Annotated in this window: 17 protein-coding genes; 7 read left to right on the top strand and 10 right to left on the bottom strand. The window is 76.3% G+C overall.

Annotated elements, in window-relative coordinates; all coding sequences use genetic code 11:
• Positions 1-101 precede the first annotated feature (101 nt).
• Together ACFC1X_RS18310 and ACFC1X_RS18315 are read right to left on the bottom strand one after the other, a co-directional pair.
• On the bottom strand, positions 102-902 hold the full coding sequence (locus ACFC1X_RS18310; protein ID WP_376354811.1) for an alpha/beta fold hydrolase: 801 nt from the start codon (positions 900-902) through the stop codon (positions 102-104).
• A gap of 22 nt (positions 903-924) precedes the next feature.
• Complete coding sequence (locus ACFC1X_RS18315; RefSeq protein WP_376354814.1) at positions 925-2,178, bottom strand: MFS transporter; 1,254 nt, start codon at positions 2,176-2,178, stop codon at positions 925-927.
• A 100-nt stretch (positions 2,179-2,278) separates the two neighbouring features.
• Between ACFC1X_RS18315 and ACFC1X_RS18320 the strand changes: the two genes are divergently transcribed.
• The gene (locus ACFC1X_RS18320; RefSeq protein WP_376354816.1) at positions 2,279-2,854 is read left to right on the top strand and encodes a TetR/AcrR family transcriptional regulator C-terminal ligand-binding domain-containing protein; all 576 of its coding nucleotides are present in this window, start codon (positions 2,279-2,281) and stop codon (positions 2,852-2,854) included.
• 39 nt (positions 2,855-2,893) lie between these two features.
• Here the strand turns inward: ACFC1X_RS18320 and ACFC1X_RS18325 are convergent, their stop codons facing one another.
• From ACFC1X_RS18325 to ACFC1X_RS18335, 3 genes are read right to left on the bottom strand one after another with little or no spacing between them, the layout of a single operon-like run.
• On the bottom strand, positions 2,894-5,419 hold the full coding sequence (locus ACFC1X_RS18325) for an FtsX-like permease family protein (RefSeq protein WP_376354819.1): 2,526 nt from the start codon (positions 5,417-5,419) through the stop codon (positions 2,894-2,896).
• A gap of 2 nt (positions 5,420-5,421) precedes the next feature.
• On the bottom strand, positions 5,422-6,177 hold the full coding sequence (locus ACFC1X_RS18330) for an ABC transporter ATP-binding protein (protein WP_376354821.1): 756 nt from the start codon (positions 6,175-6,177) through the stop codon (positions 5,422-5,424).
• Positions 6,174-6,413 (bottom strand): hypothetical protein, encoded by a 240-nt coding sequence (locus tag ACFC1X_RS18335; RefSeq protein ID WP_376354823.1) that lies wholly within the window; start codon positions 6,411-6,413, stop codon positions 6,174-6,176. The genes ACFC1X_RS18330 and ACFC1X_RS18335 overlap by 4 nt, the downstream gene beginning before the upstream one ends.
• Before the next feature lie 198 nt (positions 6,414-6,611).
• Here ACFC1X_RS18335 and ACFC1X_RS18340 point away from each other — a divergent pair, with 198 nt between their 5' ends.
• A complete protein-coding gene (locus ACFC1X_RS18340; RefSeq protein ID WP_376354825.1) occupies positions 6,612-7,862 on the top strand; it encodes a sensor domain-containing protein in 1,251 nt (416 codons plus the stop codon).
• 15 nt (positions 7,863-7,877) lie between these two features.
• Here ACFC1X_RS18340 and ACFC1X_RS18345 read toward each other — a convergent pair whose 3' ends face one another.
• Complete coding sequence (locus tag ACFC1X_RS18345) at positions 7,878-9,221, bottom strand: hypothetical protein (protein ID WP_376354828.1); 1,344 nt, start codon at positions 9,219-9,221, stop codon at positions 7,878-7,880.
• 113 nt (positions 9,222-9,334) lie between these two features.
• Here ACFC1X_RS18345 and ACFC1X_RS18350 point away from each other — a divergent pair, with 113 nt between their 5' ends.
• Positions 9,335-10,573, top strand: a complete 1,239-nt coding sequence (locus ACFC1X_RS18350) for a molybdopterin-dependent oxidoreductase (RefSeq protein ID WP_376354831.1) — start codon at positions 9,335-9,337, stop codon at positions 10,571-10,573.
• Positions 10,574-10,958: 385 nt separating this feature from the next.
• Here the strand turns inward: ACFC1X_RS18350 and ACFC1X_RS18355 are convergent, their stop codons facing one another.
• From ACFC1X_RS18355 to ACFC1X_RS18365, 3 genes are all read right to left on the bottom strand, one after another.
• A complete protein-coding gene (locus ACFC1X_RS18355) occupies positions 10,959-11,813 on the bottom strand; it encodes a class I SAM-dependent methyltransferase (protein WP_376354834.1) in 855 nt (284 codons plus the stop codon).
• Between the two features lie 184 nt (positions 11,814-11,997).
• Entirely contained in the window at positions 11,998-12,627 is a 630-nt protein-coding gene (locus ACFC1X_RS18360) for a DUF2064 domain-containing protein (protein ID WP_376355167.1), read from the bottom strand.
• Positions 12,628-12,632: 5 nt separating this feature from the next.
• The gene (locus tag ACFC1X_RS18365) at positions 12,633-13,361 is read right to left on the bottom strand and encodes a glycosyltransferase family 2 protein (protein ID WP_376354837.1); all 729 of its coding nucleotides are present in this window, start codon (positions 13,359-13,361) and stop codon (positions 12,633-12,635) included.
• Between the two features lie 115 nt (positions 13,362-13,476).
• Here ACFC1X_RS18365 and ACFC1X_RS18370 point away from each other — a divergent pair, with 115 nt between their 5' ends.
• The gene (locus tag ACFC1X_RS18370; RefSeq protein ID WP_376354840.1) at positions 13,477-14,226 is read left to right on the top strand and encodes a response regulator transcription factor; all 750 of its coding nucleotides are present in this window, start codon (positions 13,477-13,479) and stop codon (positions 14,224-14,226) included.
• Positions 14,227-14,228: 2 nt separating this feature from the next.
• The gene (locus ACFC1X_RS18375) at positions 14,229-15,341 is read left to right on the top strand and encodes a sensor histidine kinase (RefSeq protein WP_376354843.1); all 1,113 of its coding nucleotides are present in this window, start codon (positions 14,229-14,231) and stop codon (positions 15,339-15,341) included.
• 460 nt (positions 15,342-15,801) lie between these two features.
• Here ACFC1X_RS18375 and ACFC1X_RS18380 read toward each other — a convergent pair whose 3' ends face one another.
• Positions 15,802-16,803 (bottom strand): NAD-dependent epimerase/dehydratase family protein, encoded by a 1,002-nt coding sequence (locus ACFC1X_RS18380; protein WP_376354846.1) that lies wholly within the window; start codon positions 16,801-16,803, stop codon positions 15,802-15,804.
• A 179-nt stretch (positions 16,804-16,982) separates the two neighbouring features.
• Here ACFC1X_RS18380 and ACFC1X_RS18385 point away from each other — a divergent pair, with 179 nt between their 5' ends.
• Together ACFC1X_RS18385 and ACFC1X_RS18390 are read left to right on the top strand one after the other, a co-directional pair.
• Complete coding sequence (locus ACFC1X_RS18385; RefSeq protein WP_376354849.1) at positions 16,983-17,369, top strand: sortase-dependent protein; 387 nt, start codon at positions 16,983-16,985, stop codon at positions 17,367-17,369.
• The gene (locus tag ACFC1X_RS18390; protein ID WP_376354852.1) at positions 17,366-18,016 is read left to right on the top strand and encodes a class F sortase; all 651 of its coding nucleotides are present in this window, start codon (positions 17,366-17,368) and stop codon (positions 18,014-18,016) included. The genes ACFC1X_RS18385 and ACFC1X_RS18390 overlap by 4 nt, the downstream gene beginning before the upstream one ends.
• Positions 18,017-18,029 lie beyond the last annotated feature (13 nt).

Genomic DNA, 18,029 nt, shown 5'->3' on the forward strand with positions numbered 1-18,029 from the left:
GCCCCGCTGGCGCCCGCCCGCTGGCGGGGGCGGGCCGGGCCCCGGGGGGGGCCAGCCGCGGCCGGCGCCGCGCCGGGCGGGGACGGGCCCGGCCGCCGGGGCTACGCGTTCGCCACGCCTGCCAGGAGCTTGGCCGTGCCCTCCGGTGCCTCCACCGGGAAGTGGTGGCTGCCCAGGTCGACGAGGACGATGTCGAGGCGGTCCCCGTAGCGGTCGATCGCTTCCGGCGCCGCGAGGTCGCGTATCGCGAACACGGTGATCGGCTGCTGGGTCTCGCGCAGGACCGCGTCCATGTCCCAGCGCACCAGCGCCTCGATGGAACGCAGGCCCGCGGGCTGCCGCACCGCGACCATCTTCTCGAAGTACGCGTCCTTGAGGGCCGCGTCGAACCCGGCCGGTGAGCCTCCCTCGACCAGGCCCCGCACCCCCGCGGCGAAGTCCGTACGGAACATGCGCACCAGTGCGTCGGTCTGTTCCTCGTCCTGCGCGGGGAACAGCGACAGGTAGACCAGCGCATCGAGGGCGATCACCCGCGAGACCGTGCCGGGAAGGAGCCGGCCGACCTCGACGGCGACCGCCCCGCCGAGGGAGTGCCCGGCCACGACGGCCGTGTCCACGGACTCCGCTTCCAGTACCGCCGCCACGTCGTGGGCGAACTCCTCCATGGTCCAGACGTCCCGCGTCGACCTCGACCCGCCGTGCTCGGCGAGGTCCACGGCCAGGACGCGTTGGTCGGAGGGCAGGTGGTCGATCACGGCGTCGAAGTCGTGGCGGTCGCATCCCCAGCCGTGGATGAGCACGAGCGCGGGGCCGTCGGGCCGGCCGCCGGCCGTGTACCGGATCGTCGTGTGGTCGGACCGCCGTACTTCGAGGTTCCTGTGCGCGCCGCTGGTAGTGGCCACGGTTCTTCCTCTTTCTTCTCGTTCATCGTAGGGAGGACGTTTCCGTCCTCCGGTGCGTGCGTATCTGGTGCAGGCGCAGGGCGAGCGCGAGGAAGGTGATCATCGCGATCGCCAGTGCGTAGAACTCGGTCGCGGTCCTCAGCCCGACAGCGGTGACGGCGATGCCGCCGAGTACGGCCGGCACGCTGTTGCCCAGGTAGCTGATGACGTTGGCCAGGGCGAAGACCGCGCTGCGCTCGTGCGGCCGGGCGATGCGGGCGAAGGTGCCGAACGTCGCCAGGACCGAGGCGCCCAGTCCGAAACCCGCGACGACGGTGCCGAGGGCGGCGAGCCAGGACAGGTCCTTCGCCGTCCCGGCCAGCGAGGTCAGGGTGCCGAGGCCGAGCAGGGCGGACGCGGGGGCCAGCAGCGAGGGCGCGGGACGGGAGCGCAGCAGGGCGACCGCGAGCGCACCCGTGCCCGCCAGGAGCGTCACGACGACGCCCCCGACCAGGTGGCTGTGGAGGCCGAGCAACTCGGCCGCGACGGACGGGCCGAGCGAGAGGTACATCCCGGCCAGCGCCCAGCCGGCGATCATCGCCGGCACCACCGGGACGATGTCGCCACGCAGGTGCGCCGGCATCGCGATCCGGGGGCGCAGCGAGGCGACCGCTCCCGGGCGGCGGAGCGAGGTCTCCGGCATGCGGGCGACGACCAGCGCGGCCAGCACCATCGCGCCGAACAGCAGCCCGTAGACCAGCCGGGTCGGGGCGGGGCCGAACTCCACGAGGACCCCGGAGCCCAGGGCGCCGAGCGCGAGTCCGGTCAGGGGAGCCACCGACGTGACGATCCCCGCGCGGCCGCGGGCGTGCGGCGGTTCGAGATCGACGAGAGCGGCGCTCAGCGCGGTCGTCGCCGCCCCGGTCGCGATGCCCTGGAGCACGCGCGCCACGGACAGGACCCACACGTCCCCGGCGGCGGCGAACAGGACGAGTGCCGTCATCTCCAGTCCGATCGCCGCACCGAGCACCGGCCGGCGCCCGAGGTGGTCCGAGAGCGCTCCGACGACGAGCAGCGAGCCCAGCAGGCCGACCACGTACAGGGCGAAGACGACGGTCAGCACCCACGCGGTGAACTGCCATTGCCGCTGGTAGATGACGTAGAGCGGGGACGGCGCGCTGGAAGCGGCCAGGAAGAGGACGAGGATCGCGGCCACGTGGGGGAACGCGCCCGCCCATGGCTCACGGCGCACACCGTGAGCGGGTGGCGCGGTGGTGACGGCGGATTCAGGAGACATGCCAGCCTCGCAGTGATCGTTGCGTTAGTGCGGCCCCAAGGTACACCAAACGCAGCGATCGCTGCGATATTAAGTCAGTGATCAATGCGATACTGGTGGCATGCCCACTCCGACCTCCTCCTCGCCCCCCGTCGGCAGCCGGCCCGGCGGCCGGTCCGCCCGAGTCCGGGCCGCCGTCCACCGGGCCGTCAGGGAACTGGTCGCCGACGAGGCAGGTGAAGCGCTCACGATCCCGGGCGTCGCCGCCCGCGCGGGCGTGCACGCCACCACGGTCTACCGCCGTTGGGGCTCCGTCGGCGACCTCCTCGCCGACGTCACGACCAGCCGCTTCTCCGGCGACATCGTGGTGCCGGACACCGGAAGTCTCCGCGGCGACCTGGAGCGCTACGCGTCCGATCTGGCCAAGGACCTCGGCGACCCGGACACCCTCGCCCTGGTGCGCGCCACCATCGGCACCGGCGGAGAACAAGGCGCCGCGGCGTGCCGCGGAGAGCGCCAGCGGCAGCTCGAAGCCATCCTCGAACGGGAACGGGCCCGCGAGGGCGGGACCCCTCCGACCCTGGAGCGCACGACGGACGCCGTGCTCGCCCCCCTCTATTACCGCGCCGTCTTCACCGACCTGCCCCTGACCCCGGAGTGGACACGGAGCCTGGTGTCCCACCTGCTGCCGGAGTGAGCCGGGACGGCACCCGTCCCAGCCAGGCACCCCGCCCGCTCACGCCCGCAGCGCCTCCGCAGGAGGCGTGCGCAGGGCGTGGCGGGTGGGGAGTTCGACGGTGAGCCAGGCCGTCGCGACCACCGTGGCCGCGGCGGCGGGGAGCAGCCACGCGGGCCCCGCCGGCCACGGACGGCCGAGGAAGCCCAGGCCCAGCAGGGCGAGGGGTACGGCCGACAGGAGCAGCCCGCAGACCAGCGCCGACGCGGCGATCACCGCGGCCTCGCGGCGCATCATCGCGCGGATCTGCCTCGGGGTCGTACCGACCAGCCGCAGGGCGGCGATCTCGGCGCGGCGCTGCGCGGTGGCCGCGACCAGCTTGTTGGCGATGCTCAGCAGCAGGTAGCCGAGGAGCACCACGATCACCGCCAGGTTGACCCACACCTCGGGCGGGGCCTTCGCGCCGGTGGCGTCGGCGGCCGTGTCCGCCACGGTCAGGCCGGGGCGGCCGGCCGCCAGCGCGGCGAGCCCCTGCCCGGCCCGGGACGTGCCGTCGGTGCGGACCAGGACGCTCCCGTCGAGGCCGGACGTGGTGTGTCCGGCGGCCAGTTGCCGGGAGAGGACGACCGGCCCGAACCCCAGCCCCCGCTCGTACACGGCGACGACCCGGGCGTCGACGCGCGCCCCGTCGCCGAGCACGAGGCGGACCCGCTTCCCGAGCCCGGCGTCGCGGGTGCGGGCGGCCTCCGCGCTGACGGCGACCGTCGCTCCCGTCAGCCGGTCCAGGCCGCCGTCCGTCACGCCGAGGTCGAGGACGTGCCGGGCGTCCGGCCCGACGACCGTCGCCGGGGCCGACTCGGCGGCGGGCTCGCCGAACTCCTCGTACTCCCACACCACCGTGGTCGTGCGCACCGGCGCCGCCGCCCGCACGCCCGGCACCTCCCGTACGGCGGACAGGGTGCCGGCGGGCAGCCCGCCCAGGGCCGGCGCGCTCACCTCGTACCGGGCGAGCGTGCCGGCGCGGGTGTCGTCCGAGGTGGCGGCGAGCACCGTGGTCTGCGCGAAGGTGTACGTCAGGACGAACACGACCGCCATCGCCAGCGGACTGACCACGCCCGCCAGCCGCAGTGCGTAGGCGTGGACGTTGGACAGCGCCAGCCACGTCGGCGCCGGGACGCCGGGCCGCAGCCGCCGTACGACCGCTCCGCCCGCGCTCCGCACGAGGGCCGGGCCGGACAGCGCCAGGCCGATCGCGGCGACGATGCCCGCGAGGGAGGTCGCCGAGGCTCCGACGACAGTGCGGGACCACAGCGGCGCCGCCGACAGCACGCACGCGCCGAGGATCAGCAGCAGACCGGCGCACGTCCGGCCCCGCGACGGGTTGCGCGGCTCGCTGCGCGACTCGGCGACCGCCTCGGTGGCCGGTCTGCGGGAGGTGCGCCAGGCCGCGCACCGGGCGGACAGCCGCACCGCCGCCGCCACCAGGAGCAGCGTGGCCAGCGCGGGCAACGGGCCGAAGGTCAGAGGGAGTTCACCGGGGAGGACCCCGCGGTCGGCCAGCAGCCCCCGGAACCGGTCCGCCAGCAGGTAGCCCAGCGCGACGCCCGGCGCCAGCGCCACCGCCGCGACCACGGTCGACTGGGCGGCGGCGAGCCGGCGGATCTGCCTCGGCGTGGCGCCGACGGCCCGCATCAGCGCCAGGTCCCGGCGCTGCCCGGCGATCGTCACGCCGAGGGCGCCCGCGACGACGAACCCGGTGATCAGCAGCACGATCCCGGCGAGCGACCCGGCCAGCAGGATCAGCAGCGAGCGCGCCGAACCCACACCGGGCGCGACCGCCTCACCCCGGTCCGCGCCGGTGACGACCTCCAGCCCGGCGCCCGCCACCTCCTCCCGAACGGCGGCGGCGACACCTTCCCCGGCGCCGGACTCGACCCGCAGGCCGACCAGGTCGACCGTCCCGGCCCGTGGCCCGGCGCCGTCCCGTCCGGCCAGCCGCAGGGCGGTGCCGTCCGCGAAGTACACGCCGGTGTCCGGCGCGTGGACCACGGCGGAGACCCGGTAGGCGGTGGCGGGACGGCCGTTCGCCACGACCTCGGTCCTGTCGCCCACCGCGAGTCCGGCCCCCGCGCCCACGGCGACCTCGCCCGCGCCCGACGGCGCCCGGCCCTCGACGCGCGGCTCGGCCAGCAGCTTGGTCGAGGACCAGCCGTGGCCCGCCGTCCCGGGGTCCTCGTCCGCCGGGACCACCCGTCCGCCGGCGCCGACGAGCGCGGCAGGGAAGCCGATGTCGCCGACGGCCGCGGTGACGCCGGGCAGGGCGGTCAGCCGGGCGACGAGCCCGCCCGGGACCGTGGCGCGTTCGGGCAGCGCGATCGGGAGGTCGCCGCCCGGGTGGAACTCCTGGTCGGCGGCGACCACGACGTCCGCGCCGCCGAGCCGCCCGGGCGGCAGGTGCGAGCGGAGGCCGGACTCGGCGAGGACGCCGGTGGTGGTGAGGAGGGCCGCGCCGCCCAGCACCGCGCACGCGACGGCGAGCAGGGCGGTGATCCGGTGCGCGGCCATGCGCAGGGCGAGACGCAGCACGGCTACCGCTCCCCCAACGCGACCAGGCGGTCGGCCAATAGCGGTGCCGTCGGATGCTCCAGCGCCTCGACGACCCGGCCGTCGGCCATCACCAGCGCCCGGTGCGCGCGGGCCGCGGCGGCCGGGTCGTGGGTGACCATCACCACGGTCTGGCCCAGGTCGTCGACGAGTCCGCGCAGCAGGTCCAGGACCTGGTGGGCGCTGCGCAGGTCCAGCGCGCCGGTCGGCTCGTCCGCGAACACCACGGCGGGCTTCGCCGCCAGGGCCCGTACGACGGCGGCCCGCTGCTGCTGGCCGCCGGAGAGTTCGGCGGGGCGGTGCGCGAGCCGGTCGGCCAGGCCCACCCGCTCGGTCAGGGTGCGCAGCCACTCCCGGTCCGGGCGCCGGCCGGCCAGCCGCAGGGGCAGCGTGATGTTGTCCTCGACGCTGAGCGAGGGGATCAGGTTGTACGCCTGGAAGACGAAGCCGACCCGCTCACGGCGGAGTTCGGTGCGGCGGGTCTCGTTCAGCCCGGAGATCTCCCGGCCGTCGATGCGGACGCTGCCCGCCGTGGGGGAGTCCAGCCCGGCCGCGCAGTGCATCAGGGTGCTCTTGCCGGAGCCCGAGGGCCCCATCACGGCGAGGAACGTGCCGTGCTCCACGGTGAGCGACACGTCGTCGAGGGCCCGTACGCCGCCCGGGTAGGTCCGGGCCACGTGCGCGAGCGCGATGGCGGGCGCCCTGCGCGCGGTGGCCGTGGTGGTGAGGGCGCCGCTCATCGCCGCCCCCGCAGACCGCGCACGACGAGGGCGCCGGCGGCGAGCACCGTGACCACGCCGCAGGCCAGGTGCACCCAGGTGTGCGCACCGCCGTAGGAGGCGGCCATGTTGGTGACCGCGCTGAGCACGACGACGGCCCACAGCAGGGTGCGCAGGACGTCGCCGCGGGAGACGGTGTCCTCGGGGGTGCGGGGCGGGGTGGTGCCCAGTCGGTAGGGGTCCTGGGGTTGCGTCATGGCTGCGGCCTCCGTCGGCGTCGCTCTCGGTCGGCCTCGACGCTAGGGACGGGGACCCCCTCGGGCCGATCCCGTGGGCCGCCCGGTCCGGGGTACAGCAGGCTGTACTTTCCGGCTCCGCACCCGGCGTCGGGCCGTGCGGCGGCATAGGGTCGGCCACGCCGGTCGGGGGCGCGCGGCGCGGAGGGAGGCAGGCGGATGACGGTTCCGGTCACGTCCGTGCGGGAGGCCGCCGTACGGACCCTGCGCGGCGCCGGTGCGGCGACCGGGCAGCTCGTCGGCGGGCTCGGTACGGCCTTCCTGGCGCTCGGCGTGCTGGTGCTGCTCGCCGTGGCCGCGGTGACCGCCCCGGTGGGCGTGGGCCTGCTGCTCGCGCCGGTCGCCCTGCGCGCCCTGCACGCGCTCGCCCGCCGGGAGCGCGACCGCCTGTCCCGCCGGGGCCCCGAGATCGTCCCGCCCGACCCGCCGCCCACCCGGCTCCGGGCCGCGCTGCCCGACGCCACCACCCGGCGCGAACTGGGCTGGCTGGTCCGGCACGCCACCCTGGGCCTCCTGCTCGGGCTGTGCGGTCTCCTGCTGCCCGTCTGCGCCGTACGGGACACGACCTTTCCCCTCTGGTGGGGGCTCGTGCCCGAGGGCGGCACCAGCACGTCGATCGGGATCGGGACCGCCGCGTCCTGGTGGGACGCCGTCGCCGTGGGCCTGCTGGGACTGGGCTGGACCGCGATCGTCCTGGGCCTGGGGCCGGGCATGGCGCGCCTCCAGGCCGCCCCGGCCCGGCGGCTGCTCGCGGCGGGCCCGGACACGGACCTGACGCTGCGGGTGGCCGAACTGACCGCCACGCGGGCGGCCGCGCTGGACGCGCACGCGACGGAACTGCACCGCATCGAGCGGTCGTTGCACGACGGTGCGCAGAACCGGCTGGTGTCCGTGACGGTGCTGGTGGGCGCGGCCCGGCGGATGGCGGCGCGTGATCCCGCGGGTGCGGACGAGCTGCTGGAGCGGGCCCAGTCGGCGGCGGAGCAGGCGCTGGCGGAGCTGCGGTCGGTGGCGCGGGGCATCCTGCCGCCGGTGCTGGCCGACCGCGGGCTCGCGGGGGCGCTGTCGGGGCTGGCGGCGGACTGCGGGGTGCCGTGCCGGGTCGAGGCGGACGTGCCGCGGCGGTGTGCGGCGTCGGTGGAGGCGACGGCGTACTTCGTGGTGGCCGAGGCGCTGACGAACATCGCCAAGCACAGTGGCGCCGGGCGGGCCTGGGTCACGGCCGGCGTACGCGGCGACCGGCTGCGCGTGGTCGTCGGCGACGACGGCCGCGGCGGCGCCGACGAGACCGACGGCTCGGGCCTGACCGGCATCCGCCGCCGCGTCGCGGCCCTGGACGGCACCTTCGACCTGACCAGCCCACGGGGCGGCCCGACGGTCCTGGAGGTCGGCCTCCCCTGCGCCATGTAGTCCCCGGGCGCGCGCCTACCAGCCGGTCGCCAGCAGGTGGTTGAGGAGCAGTGCCAGGACCGCCTGTGCCGTCAGCCACGCGCGCGGGCGCGGGAGGAAGGCGCAGGCGGGCAGGAGCCACAGGGCGAAGGGGAGCCAGATGCGTTCCGTCTCCGCCTTGCTCATGCCGGACAGGTCGGCGACCAGCAGGGCGAGCAGGCCCGCGGCCACGAGGAACGCGAGGCGGAGGTCCTCCGTCCGCGCGTCCCCGTCGCCCCGCCGCCGGATCAGCACGACCCCCGCCCGCCGCAGCCCCGCCACCGTGGCCAGGCCCGTGATGAGGACCGTGCAGGCGAGGTTGGCCCACACCCAGTACGCGTACGGGCGGACACCGGCCGCGCCCTCGTAGTACCGCTCGACGAGCAGGTGGTACGCCTCCCACCAGTCGAAGCCGATCACGGTGAAGACGACCGGCACCACCGCCATGCCGGCCAGCAGCGGCACGAAGAGCAGCGGGCGTTCCCGCACCCCGTGCCGCCCGAGCAGCAGCACCGCCGCCCCGATCACGGCGAAGAGCGTGAGGCCGTAGGAGAGGTAGCAGGTCAGTCCGAAGAGGAGCCCCGCGCCCGCCGTCCACCACAGGGAGCGTCCGGTGACCGTGAGGGCCAGCAGCGCCACGGCCCACGCGGCGACCGCCGCGAAGTAGCCGTCGGCGGACGTGCCCATCCACACCGCGGCCGGTGCCAGCACCAGGAAGGGCGCCGCCCGCCGGGCGAGCCGCTCGCCGCACAGTGCCCGCACCGCCACCAGCACCGCCACGCACGCCGTCGCGCCCACGGTGATGGTCCAGACCCCGGCCCAGCCTCCGCCGCCCAGCCCGATCCGGTCGAGCAGCACGTAGGTGAGCGTGGCCCCCGGCGGGTGACCGGCGACGTGGGCGGGCCAGTTGTCGGGGGAGTGCAGCAGGATGTGCCCGTTGAAGTCGCGCAGGGTCGCCGGGATGTCGCGCCAGCGGTCGATGACCGACAGGTACTCCTGGCTGGTGGTGAGCCGCCCGGCGACGCCCCGCTCCCAGCCGTCGATCAGGGCCAGCGACCAGGTCCACGCCATCGCCGCGCCCCACGCCGCGGAGAGCAGCGCGCGCCACGGCAGCCGGGCGGCGACGGCCGGCCCGTACGCCACGGTCGCCGCCGCCATCAGGACGGCCGCCGGGGTGCCGGGGCCCAGGTGCGGGTCCCAGCGGCCCAGCAGGGGTGGCCAGCCGACGATGAGGTCGTCGTAGGTGTACACGTTGCGGCCGACCAGGATGGCGGCGGCCACCAGCAGCACGGCCGCCGCGGCGGCGTACAGGTCGCGGGAGACGGAGCGGAGGCGGGTCACACCGGCACCGTAGGGCGGAAGATCGCGCGTCGGACGGCGCACACGGCGGACGTCAGCGTTTCGTCATGGGTCGCGGACCGCTTTCGGGGCCTCCCGGTGCCTACGGTCGGGACATGCGTGACCTCGCCACACGGCTTCCCTCCTCCCCGGGTTTCTGGCGCAGCCCCCTGCGCGGCCCCCGGTTCACGTCGGTGCTCGGCATCGTGCTGCTCGTCGGCATCACCGTGCTGTTCGTGACCGGCCTGCTCTCGTACGCCGCCTACAACCCCGACCTGTCCCCGGTCAACGACAAGACCCCGGACAAGGGGCTCCTCGGCTTCTACCTCTTCGCGTGGCCGACCGACCCCACGTGGCTGTACCGCCTCACCCAGGGTGTCCACGTCACCCTCGGGCTCACCCTGATCCCGGTGCTGCTGGCCAAGCTGTGGTCGGTCGTGCCGAGGCTGTTCACCCTGCCGCCGGCCCGCTCGGTCGCGCACGCGCTGGAGCGGCTCTCGCTGCTGCTGCTGGTCGGGGGCGCGCTGTTCCAGTTCGTGACCGGGGTGCTCAACATCCAGTTGGAGTACCTCTTCCCCGGCTCGTTCTACCCGCTGCACTTCTACGGTGCGTGGGTCTTCTTCGCCGCGTTCGTCGCGCACGCGGTGCTGAAGATGCCGCTGGCGCTGCGCAACCTCCGGGCGATGCGCGAGGAGCGCGACGACCTGGTGTCCCCGCGGCCCGCCGCGCCCACCGTCTCGCGGCGCGGTGCCCTGTGGTTCGTCGGCGGCGGCTCGCTGCTGATGTTCGCCACGAACGCGGGGCGCAGCTTCGACAGTCCGCTGCGGGCCACGGCCGTGCTCTCCCCGCACGGCGGACCCGATCCGGGCGGCGGACCCAACGGCTTCCAGATCAACAAGACGGCCGCGTACGTCGGCATCGTCCCGGCCGAGACCCGCGACGACACGTGGCGGCTCGTCCTCAAGGGCCGCTCCGGGACCGTCCGCCTCAGCCGGGCCGACCTGCTCGCCATGGAGCAGCACAGCGAGGCCCTGCCCATCGCCTGCGTCGAGGGCTGGTCGACATCCGACCAGTGGTGGCGCGGGGTGCGGCTGCGGGACCTCGCCGCGCGCGTGGGCCACGAGGACGACCCGCCCGACGTGTTCGTCGAGTCCCTCCAGCGGCGCGGCGCCTTCCGCAGCGGCGCCCTGCGCGCCAACCAGGTCGCCGACCCGCGTTCCCTGCTCGCCCTGTACGTCAACGGCGAGGCGCTGAGCGCGGACCACGGCTACCCGGCGCGGATCATCGTGCCCGCCGCGCCCGGCGTGCTGAACACCAAGTGGGTGGCCCGGATGACGTTCGGAGACCTGGGATGAACCGTGTACGTGAGCCGCGCGGGCTGGGCAGGCCGGGCGGCCGGCTGCGGCCCGTGATCGGCAGCCCCCTTCAGATCCTCCTGCTGGCCTGCTCCTTCGCGCTCGCGGGCTACGCGGGGGTGCGGCTGCTCGCCGGTGACTGGCTCGGTGTGGCCCTGTGGTTCGTGGGGGCGGCGCTGCTGCACGACCTGGTGCTGCTGCCGCTGTACTCGGTGGCGGACCGGGCGGTCACCGGCGGGCTCGGCGCGGTCGACCGCCGTCGGTGGGCGATGTACGTGCGCGTCCCGGCCGCCTTCTCCGGGCTGCTCCTGCTGGTGTGGTTCCCGCTGATCGCCGGCCGGGTCGACGCGGGGTACCGGGGGGTCACCGGGCTGTCGGCGGACGGCTACCTCGCGCGCTGGCTGCTGATCACGGCCGTGCTGTTCGGCGGCTCGGCGCTGCTGCTGGCGGCGCGGTCGCTGCGGTCGCTGCGCAGCGCGACGAAGGGGCGCTCCCCCGACGTCCACTGAGCGACGGTCCGCCAGCCGCCGGCGGCCGCGCGGTCGAGCAGGGCGCGGGTGCCGATCCGCGCCCAGGGGAAGGGGCTGCCGGACGCGTGGCCGTCGGTGACGTCGACGAGCTGCACCTGGGCGCGCTCGTCGACGTCCACCCGCGCGGTCTCGGCGATCAGCAGGCCGCCGGGGGCGAGCAGCGCGGCGACGCGGGCGAGCAGGGCGCGGGGGTCGCCGCCGATGCCGACGTTGCCGTCCATGAGGAGCACGGTGTCCCAGCGTCCCTCGCCGGGCAGCGGCTCGAAGACGGAGCGCCGCAGCGACTGGCCGCCGGACCGCACGGTGCGGGCCACCGCGGCCTCGCTGACGTCGATGCCGAGGACGGTCCGGCCCCGGGCGGCGAGTTCCGCGACCAGCCGGCCGGGTCCGCAGCCCACGTCGAGGACGGCGCCCTCGCACCGGTCCAGCACCTCCAGGTCGACCGTGTCGGCCCCCGCGCACCACCGCTCCACCTCCAACGGCAGCAGCCACCCGTCGGTACGCCGCAGAAACAGCGGCCCGCGACCGGCCCGCAGGGCGGCGGCGTAGGGGTCGGAGACGGCCCAGGGCGCCGGACCCGCCAGGGGGAACGCCGATTCCGCGAGGCACCCGGGACCGACGGCCGCCCAGTCGCCGGACGGTCGCCCCACGGGCCCGTTCCCCGCGGGGCGGTCCACCCCGCCGCCCGATCCGCTCACCGGCTCACTCATCGGCCGCCCACCCGCGCGCCCGTGGCCGCTCATCGGCCCACCCGGGCGTCCGTGGCCGCCGTCCGCGCCGCGACCCGGCCGTGCGGCCGGCCCACCGGTGGGCGTGCCGGTCCGTTCCCGGCGGCGCGGGGCGCCCCGCCGGTCGATCCGCTCATCGGGCGCCCACCCGCGCATCCGTGGCCGTTCATCGGCCCACCCGCGCGTCCGCGCCCGCCGTGCACTCCGCCAGCCGGTCGGCGAAACGGCCGTGCGGGGCGAGTGCGGCGACGGCACGGGCGTCGGCGGCGGTGTCGACGTCGCGCAGGGGCGGCAGGTCCCGTACCCGCAGGCCCGCCGCCAGCAGGCGCTCGCGCTGCACGGCCCCCGTCACCGGCGTCGACATCGGCACGCCCCGCAGCAGGGCCGGGTCGGGGCGGGCCAGGCCCAGCGCCCAGAAGCCGCCGTCCTCCGCCGGACCGAAGTACGCGTCGCAGCCCGCGAAGTCCACGTCGAGCAGCTCCGGCGTCACCTGCGGGGTGTCCATCCCGATCAGCAGGGCGGGCCCCGTGCACCCGGCGAACGCGTCCGCGAGCCGTGCGTCGAGGCCGCCCGCGCACTGCGGTACGACGTCGAAGCCGGGCGGCAGCCAGGGCCCCGGGGCACCGGCGAGCACCAGCACCCGGCGCCGGGCGGGCGTCGCGGCGACCGCGCGCAGGGTGTCGGCGAGGGACGCCTCGGCCAGCGCGGCCGCCTCGTCCGGGGTGAAGGGCGGGGTGAGGCGGGTCTTCACCCGGCCCGGACGGGGTTCCTTGGCGATGACGAGGAGGGTGCTCACCATGCTCACCACGAGTTCCCCCCGCGGGCCGCGTCACGCGGAACCCTGCGCTCCGGTTGCTCGGCGAGCACGCCGCGCATGTCCCGTACCGCGTGCCAGGTGCCGCGCCAGGTCCCGGTGACCTTCGAGGCCCCCGTGCGGGGCAGGTACGGCACGTCGTGCTCGGTGACCCGCCAGCCCGCGTCGGCGGCCCGCACCACCATCTGGAGCGGGTAGCCGCTGCGCCGGTCGGTGAGGCCGAGGCCGAGCAGCGCCTCGCGGCGGGCGGCGCGCAGCGGGCCGAGGTCGTGCAGCCGCAGGCCGGTGCGGCGGCGCAGCATCCGGGCGAGCGCGAGGTTGCCGGCCCGGGCGTGCGGTGGCCAGGCGCCGCGCCCCCGCGGTCGTCGGCGGCCGAGCACCAGGTCGGCGGTGCCGTCCCGGATCTCGCGCACGAAGGGCGTCAGCAGGCCCGGGTCGAGGGAGGCGTCGCAGTCGCAGAAGCAGACGATGTCGGCGGTGGCGGCGGTCAGCCCGGCGTGGCAGGCGGCGCCGAAGCCGCGGCGCGGCTCGGTCACGACCGTGGCGCCGAGAGCGCGGGCGAGGTCCGCCGAGCCGTCGGTGGAACCGTTGTCGACGACGAGGGCGCGCCAGCCGTCCGGGATGCGGGCCAGAACCCAGGGCAGGGCTCCGGCCTCGTCCAGACAGGGGAGTACGACGTCGACGTCGGGAGCGGGCGAGGTGGTCACGGCTCTCACCCTACGAGCCGAAATCGGGCGAATCGGGCTCCCGCTCCTTACGAAACACGGACGTCGCGACCCGGGGCGGCCCTCGGGGACGACGTCCGCGTGGGCGCGGTGCGAGGCTGGGCGCATGCAGCAGCCGCACGAGCCCGCTCCCGCACCGGCGTCCCCGGACGGAGCCCCCGGCGCCCCCGCCCGGATCCTGGTCGTCGACGACGACCCCACGGTCGCGGAGGTCGTCGCCGGGTACCTGGAGCGCGCCGGGCACGTCGTGGACCGGGCCGACGACGGTCCGGCCGCGCTCACCCGGGCCGCGGCGCACCGGCCGGACCTGGTGGTGCTGGACCTGATGCTGCCCGGCATGGACGGTCTCGAGGTCTGCCGGCGGCTGCGCGCCACGGGGCCCGTGCCGGTCGTCATGCTGACCGCCCGCGGCGACGAGGACGACCGCATCCTCGGCCTGGAGGTCGGGGCGGACGACTACGTGACCAAGCCGTTCAGCCCCCGCGAGCTGGTGCTGCGGGTGGAGTCGGTACTGCGCCGCACCCGGCCCGCCGCCGGGCTGGTGCCGCCGTCCGCGGCCGGCCTCACCGTCGACCCGGGCGCCCGGCGGGCCACGAAGGAGGGCGCCGAGCTGGCCCTCACCCTGCGCGAGTTCGACCTGCTGGCCTTCTTCCTGCGGCACCCGGGGCGGGCCTTCGCCCGGGAGGAGCTGATGCGGGAGGTGTGGGGCTGGGACTTCGGCGACCTGTCCACCGTCACCGTCCACGTGCGGCGGCTGCGCGGCAAGGTCGAGGACGACCCGGCCCGGCCGCGGCTGATCCAGACCGTGTGGGGCGTGGGCTACCGCTTCGACCCGACGGGGCGGGAGACGGACTGACCATGCACGACACCCTCCTCATCGCCCTGTACGCCTTCGCCGGCGCCGCCGTCACCGGGCTGGCCGGTGCGGCCGTGCTGCGGCTGATCCGGCGGCGCTCGCTGACCGCGTCGCTCGCGGTGGTGGCGGCGGTCGCCGTCCTCGCGATGCTCGCGGGCACGCTCGCCGTGGCCTGGGCGATGTTCCTGTCCCCGCACGACCTGTCCGTGGTCACCACCGTCGCGGCGATGGCGGCCGTCGTGTCGCTGGCCACCGCGCTGCTGCTGGGCCGCTGGGTGGTGGCCCGCAGCCGCGAACTGACGGCCGCCGCGCGCTCGTTCGGCGACGACGGCGACTACGCGGCGCCCACCGTCCCGGCGACCGCCGAACTCGACGCGCTCAGCCGTGAACTGGCCGCCACCAGCGCCCGCCTGGCCGAGTCCCGGGAACGCGAGCGCGCCCTGGAGACCTCCCGGCGGGAACTGGTCGCCTGGATCTCGCACGACCTGCGCACGCCGCTGGCCGGCCTGCGGGCCATGTCCGAGGCCCTGGAGGACGGCGTCGCCGCCGACCCCGACCGCTACCTCCGCCAGATCCGCACCGAGGTGGAACGCCTCAACGACATGGTCGGCGACCTCTTCGAACTCTCCCGCATCCACGCCGGTGCGCTCGCCCTCGCCCCCGCCCGGATCTCGCTCTACGACCTGGTCGGCGACGCCCTCGCGGGCGCGGACCCGCTGGCGCGCGAGCACGGCGTACGGCTGGTCGGCGACGCGGTGGCGGCGGTGCCGGTCGAGGTGGACGGCAAGGAGATGAGCCGCGTCCTGGGCAACCTCCTGGTCAACGCCATCCGCCGCACCCCCGCCGACGGCACGGTCGCCGTCGCCGCCGAGCCCTCGCCCGAGGGCGTGGTGCTCTCCGTCTCCGACGGCTGCGGCGGCATCCCCGAGGAGGACCTGCCCCGCGTCTTCGACACCGGCTGGCGCGGCACCCACGCCCGCACCCCTCCGGCCGGCGCGGGCCTGGGCCTGGCCATCGTCCGCGGCATCGTGGAAGCCCACCGCGGCCACACCACGGTCCACAACATCCCCGGCGGCTGCCGCTTCGAGGTAACCCTCCCACTGGCTGACGCCTGAGCCGCCTGACGCGCTTACCCTTCGCCCCCGCCCCGAACCGGCCCCCGGGCTGGCGCCCCGGCCTTGGGCCTAACCCGCTTGCCCGGCCCACGCCTTCGGCCCGGCCCGCGCCTTCGGCCTGTGCCCGGCCTTCGGCCCGACCCACGCTTCGGCTCCTGGCCCATGCCCTTGGCTCGCGCATTCGTCCTCGGCCCGCCGCGGACCGGGTCCGCGGGCTGGCCCCCCGGCCCTCGGCCCAACCCGCTTGCCCGGCCCACGCCTTCGGCCTGTGCCCGGCCTTCGGCCCGACCCACGCTTCGGCTCCTGGCCCATGCCCTTGGCTCGCGCATTCGTCCTCGGCCCGCCCCGGACCGGGTCCCCGGGGCCGGCGCCTCGGCCTTGGGCCCAACCCGCTTGCCCGGCCCGCGTCTTCGGCCTTCGGCCCGACCCGGGCTCCCGGCCTTCGGCCCCGCCCCCGGCGTCATTCCCCCCGCAGACCCGCCCGAGCGAACTCCCGCATGCCCTCCCGGAAGTCGACCCGGGGGTGCCAGGACAGGTCGGTGCGCAGGCGGGTGGAGTCGGCGGTGATGTGGCGTACGTCGCCGAGGCGGTACTCGCCGGTGATGACCGGGTCGGGGCCGCCGTACGCCTCGGCGAGGGCGGTGGCCATCTCGCCCACCGTGTGCGGGTCGCCGCTGCCGGTGTTGTAGGCGGTGAGCGTGCCGTCCGGGCGGTCGGCCGTCAGCGCCGCGACGTTGGCCGCGGCCACGTCCCGTACGTGCACGAAGTCCCGGCGCTGCCGCCCGTCCTCGAAGACCCGGGGGGCCTCGCCGCGGGCGAGCGCGGAGCGGAAGAAGGAGGCGACCCCGGCGTACGGGGTGTCGCGGGGCATCCCGGGGCCGTACACGTTGTGGTAGCGCAGCGACACCGCCGTCGCGCCGGCCGACCGGGCCCAGGCCGCGGCCAGATGCTCCTGGGCCAGCTTGGTGGTCGCGTACACGTTGCGCGGGTCGGCCGGCGCGTCCTCGCCGACCAGCCCCGGGGACAGGGCCGCGCCGCACACCGGGCACGGCGGTTCGAACCGGCCCGCGTCCAGGTCGGCGACGGCACGCGGGCCGGGCCGCACCACGCCGTGCCGTGCGCACTCGTAGCGCCCCTCGCCGTACACGACCATCGACCCCGCGAGCACGAGCCGCCCCACGCCCGCCTCCGCCATCGCGGCGAGCAGGACCGCGGTGCCGAGGTCGTTGCGCGAGACGTACTCCGCGGCGTCGGCGAACCCGTTGCCGAGCCCCACCATCGCCGCCTGGTGGCACACGGCGTCCACCCCGGTGAGCGCCTTGGCGACCGCCGTGGGGTCGCGCACATCGGCGGCGGGGTCCTCGCGGACGTCGTATCCGACGGCCTCGTACCCGTGCTCCCGCAGTGCCGCCACGACATGGGACCCGATGAACCCGGCATGGCCGGTGACCAGTACGCGCATGCGTCCACGCTAGGCGCGTGAGGCCTCGCGCCGGGCGTCCGGCGCGGTGCGTCACCGGTCCGTAAGAAGCGGACGCCCGCACCGCCCACACGACTTTGCCATCCCTTTACAACCCGCCGGGGCGCCGCCTCGTCTCTCCGTCCGATCCACCTCACCACCCCCCGAGAGAGAGCGACCCGATGCGCCGCACCATCCTCAGCGCCGTGGCCCTGGCCTGCACCGCCGTACTGGCCGGCACCGCGCCCGCGTTCGCCGACGGCCCCAGCCCGGTCCCCTCCAAGGCCCCGGCCCAGAGCACCCCGAGCCCCGTGCCCAGCGAGGCCCCGTCCAAGGCCCCGACGCCCTCCCCCAGCAAGCCGGGCCCGGCGGACGAGGCGCCCACCCCTGCCCCGGCCGACGGCCAGGTCTCCGCCGTGCCCGAGGGCGCCCCCGACACCGGCGTCGCGAACCCGGAGTCGGGCGGGACCGACGAGGGGCTCGTCGGCGCGGGCGCCGGTGCCGTGCTCGTCGCGGGCGGCGCGGTCCTCTTCGTCGTACGGCGTCGGCGGGCGGCGACCGGGGCATGACCCGGCCCGCCGGTCGCGCCCTCGCCACCGCGGCGCTCGCCGTGCTGCTCGCCGGCTGCGGAGGCGGCCCGGGGGACGCCGGGAATGCGGGGAACGCGGGGGACGGCGTGGCCGCGTCCGACCGCCCCGGCACCACCGCACCCCCGCCGCCCACCGCCGCCAAGTCCGTGCGGCCACTGGAGCGTTCGGTGCCGGTCGGCCTGCGCATCCCGGCCGTCGGCGTCGACACCCCGGTGATGCGGCTGGGGCTCGCGGCGGACGGCACGGTGCAGGTCCCGCCCGTCACGGACGACGACCGCGCGGGCTGGTACCGGCACTCGCCGACCCCGGGACAGGTGGGACCGTCGGTCCTCCTCGGCCACGTCACGGTCGGCACCCACGGCGACGGCGTCTTCCGGCACCTCGCGCGGCTGCACCGGGGCGACCGGATCGAGACGCGCCTGGAGAACGGCGCGGCGGCCGAGTTCACGGTCACCGCCGTACGGACGGTGCGGAAGGCCGAGTTCCCGACGGACGACGTCTACGGGGACGTGAAGCGGCCGGAGTTGCGGCTCATCACCTGCGGCGGCCCGCGCGTCGGCGAGGAGTACCGGGACAACGTCATCGTCTTCGCCGCGCTGAGCGCGACGCGTCCCGCTCCCTCCTGACCGGCCGTGCGCA

The organism is Streptomyces sp. NPDC056128, from assembly GCF_042263835.1.
Lineage (GTDB): Bacteria > Actinomycetota > Actinomycetes > Streptomycetales > Streptomycetaceae > Streptomyces.

Coding starts and splice junctions, on each gene's coding strand:
- ACFC1X_RS18390 (WP_376354852.1), top strand. CDS start 17,366: ATGACCCGGCCCGCCGGTCGCGCCCTCGCCACCGCGGCGCTCGCCGTG.
- ACFC1X_RS18330 (WP_376354821.1), bottom strand. CDS start 6,177: ATGAGCGGCGCCCTCACCACCACGGCCACCGCGCGCAGGGCGCCCGCC.
- ACFC1X_RS18340 (WP_376354825.1), top strand. CDS start 6,612: ATGACGGTTCCGGTCACGTCCGTGCGGGAGGCCGCCGTACGGACCCTG.
- ACFC1X_RS18375 (WP_376354843.1), top strand. CDS start 14,229: ATGCACGACACCCTCCTCATCGCCCTGTACGCCTTCGCCGGCGCCGCC.
- ACFC1X_RS18355 (WP_376354834.1), bottom strand. CDS start 11,813: ATGAGTGAGCCGGTGAGCGGATCGGGCGGCGGGGTGGACCGCCCCGCG.
- ACFC1X_RS18335 (WP_376354823.1), bottom strand. CDS start 6,413: ATGACGCAACCCCAGGACCCCTACCGACTGGGCACCACCCCGCCCCGC.
- ACFC1X_RS18320 (WP_376354816.1), top strand. CDS start 2,279: ATGCCCACTCCGACCTCCTCCTCGCCCCCCGTCGGCAGCCGGCCCGGC.
- ACFC1X_RS18385 (WP_376354849.1), top strand. CDS start 16,983: ATGCGCCGCACCATCCTCAGCGCCGTGGCCCTGGCCTGCACCGCCGTA.
- ACFC1X_RS18350 (WP_376354831.1), top strand. CDS start 9,335: ATGCGTGACCTCGCCACACGGCTTCCCTCCTCCCCGGGTTTCTGGCGC.
- ACFC1X_RS18315 (WP_376354814.1), bottom strand. CDS start 2,178: ATGTCTCCTGAATCCGCCGTCACCACCGCGCCACCCGCTCACGGTGTG.
- ACFC1X_RS18380 (WP_376354846.1), bottom strand. CDS start 16,803: ATGCGCGTACTGGTCACCGGCCATGCCGGGTTCATCGGGTCCCATGTC.
- ACFC1X_RS18370 (WP_376354840.1), top strand. CDS start 13,477: ATGCAGCAGCCGCACGAGCCCGCTCCCGCACCGGCGTCCCCGGACGGA.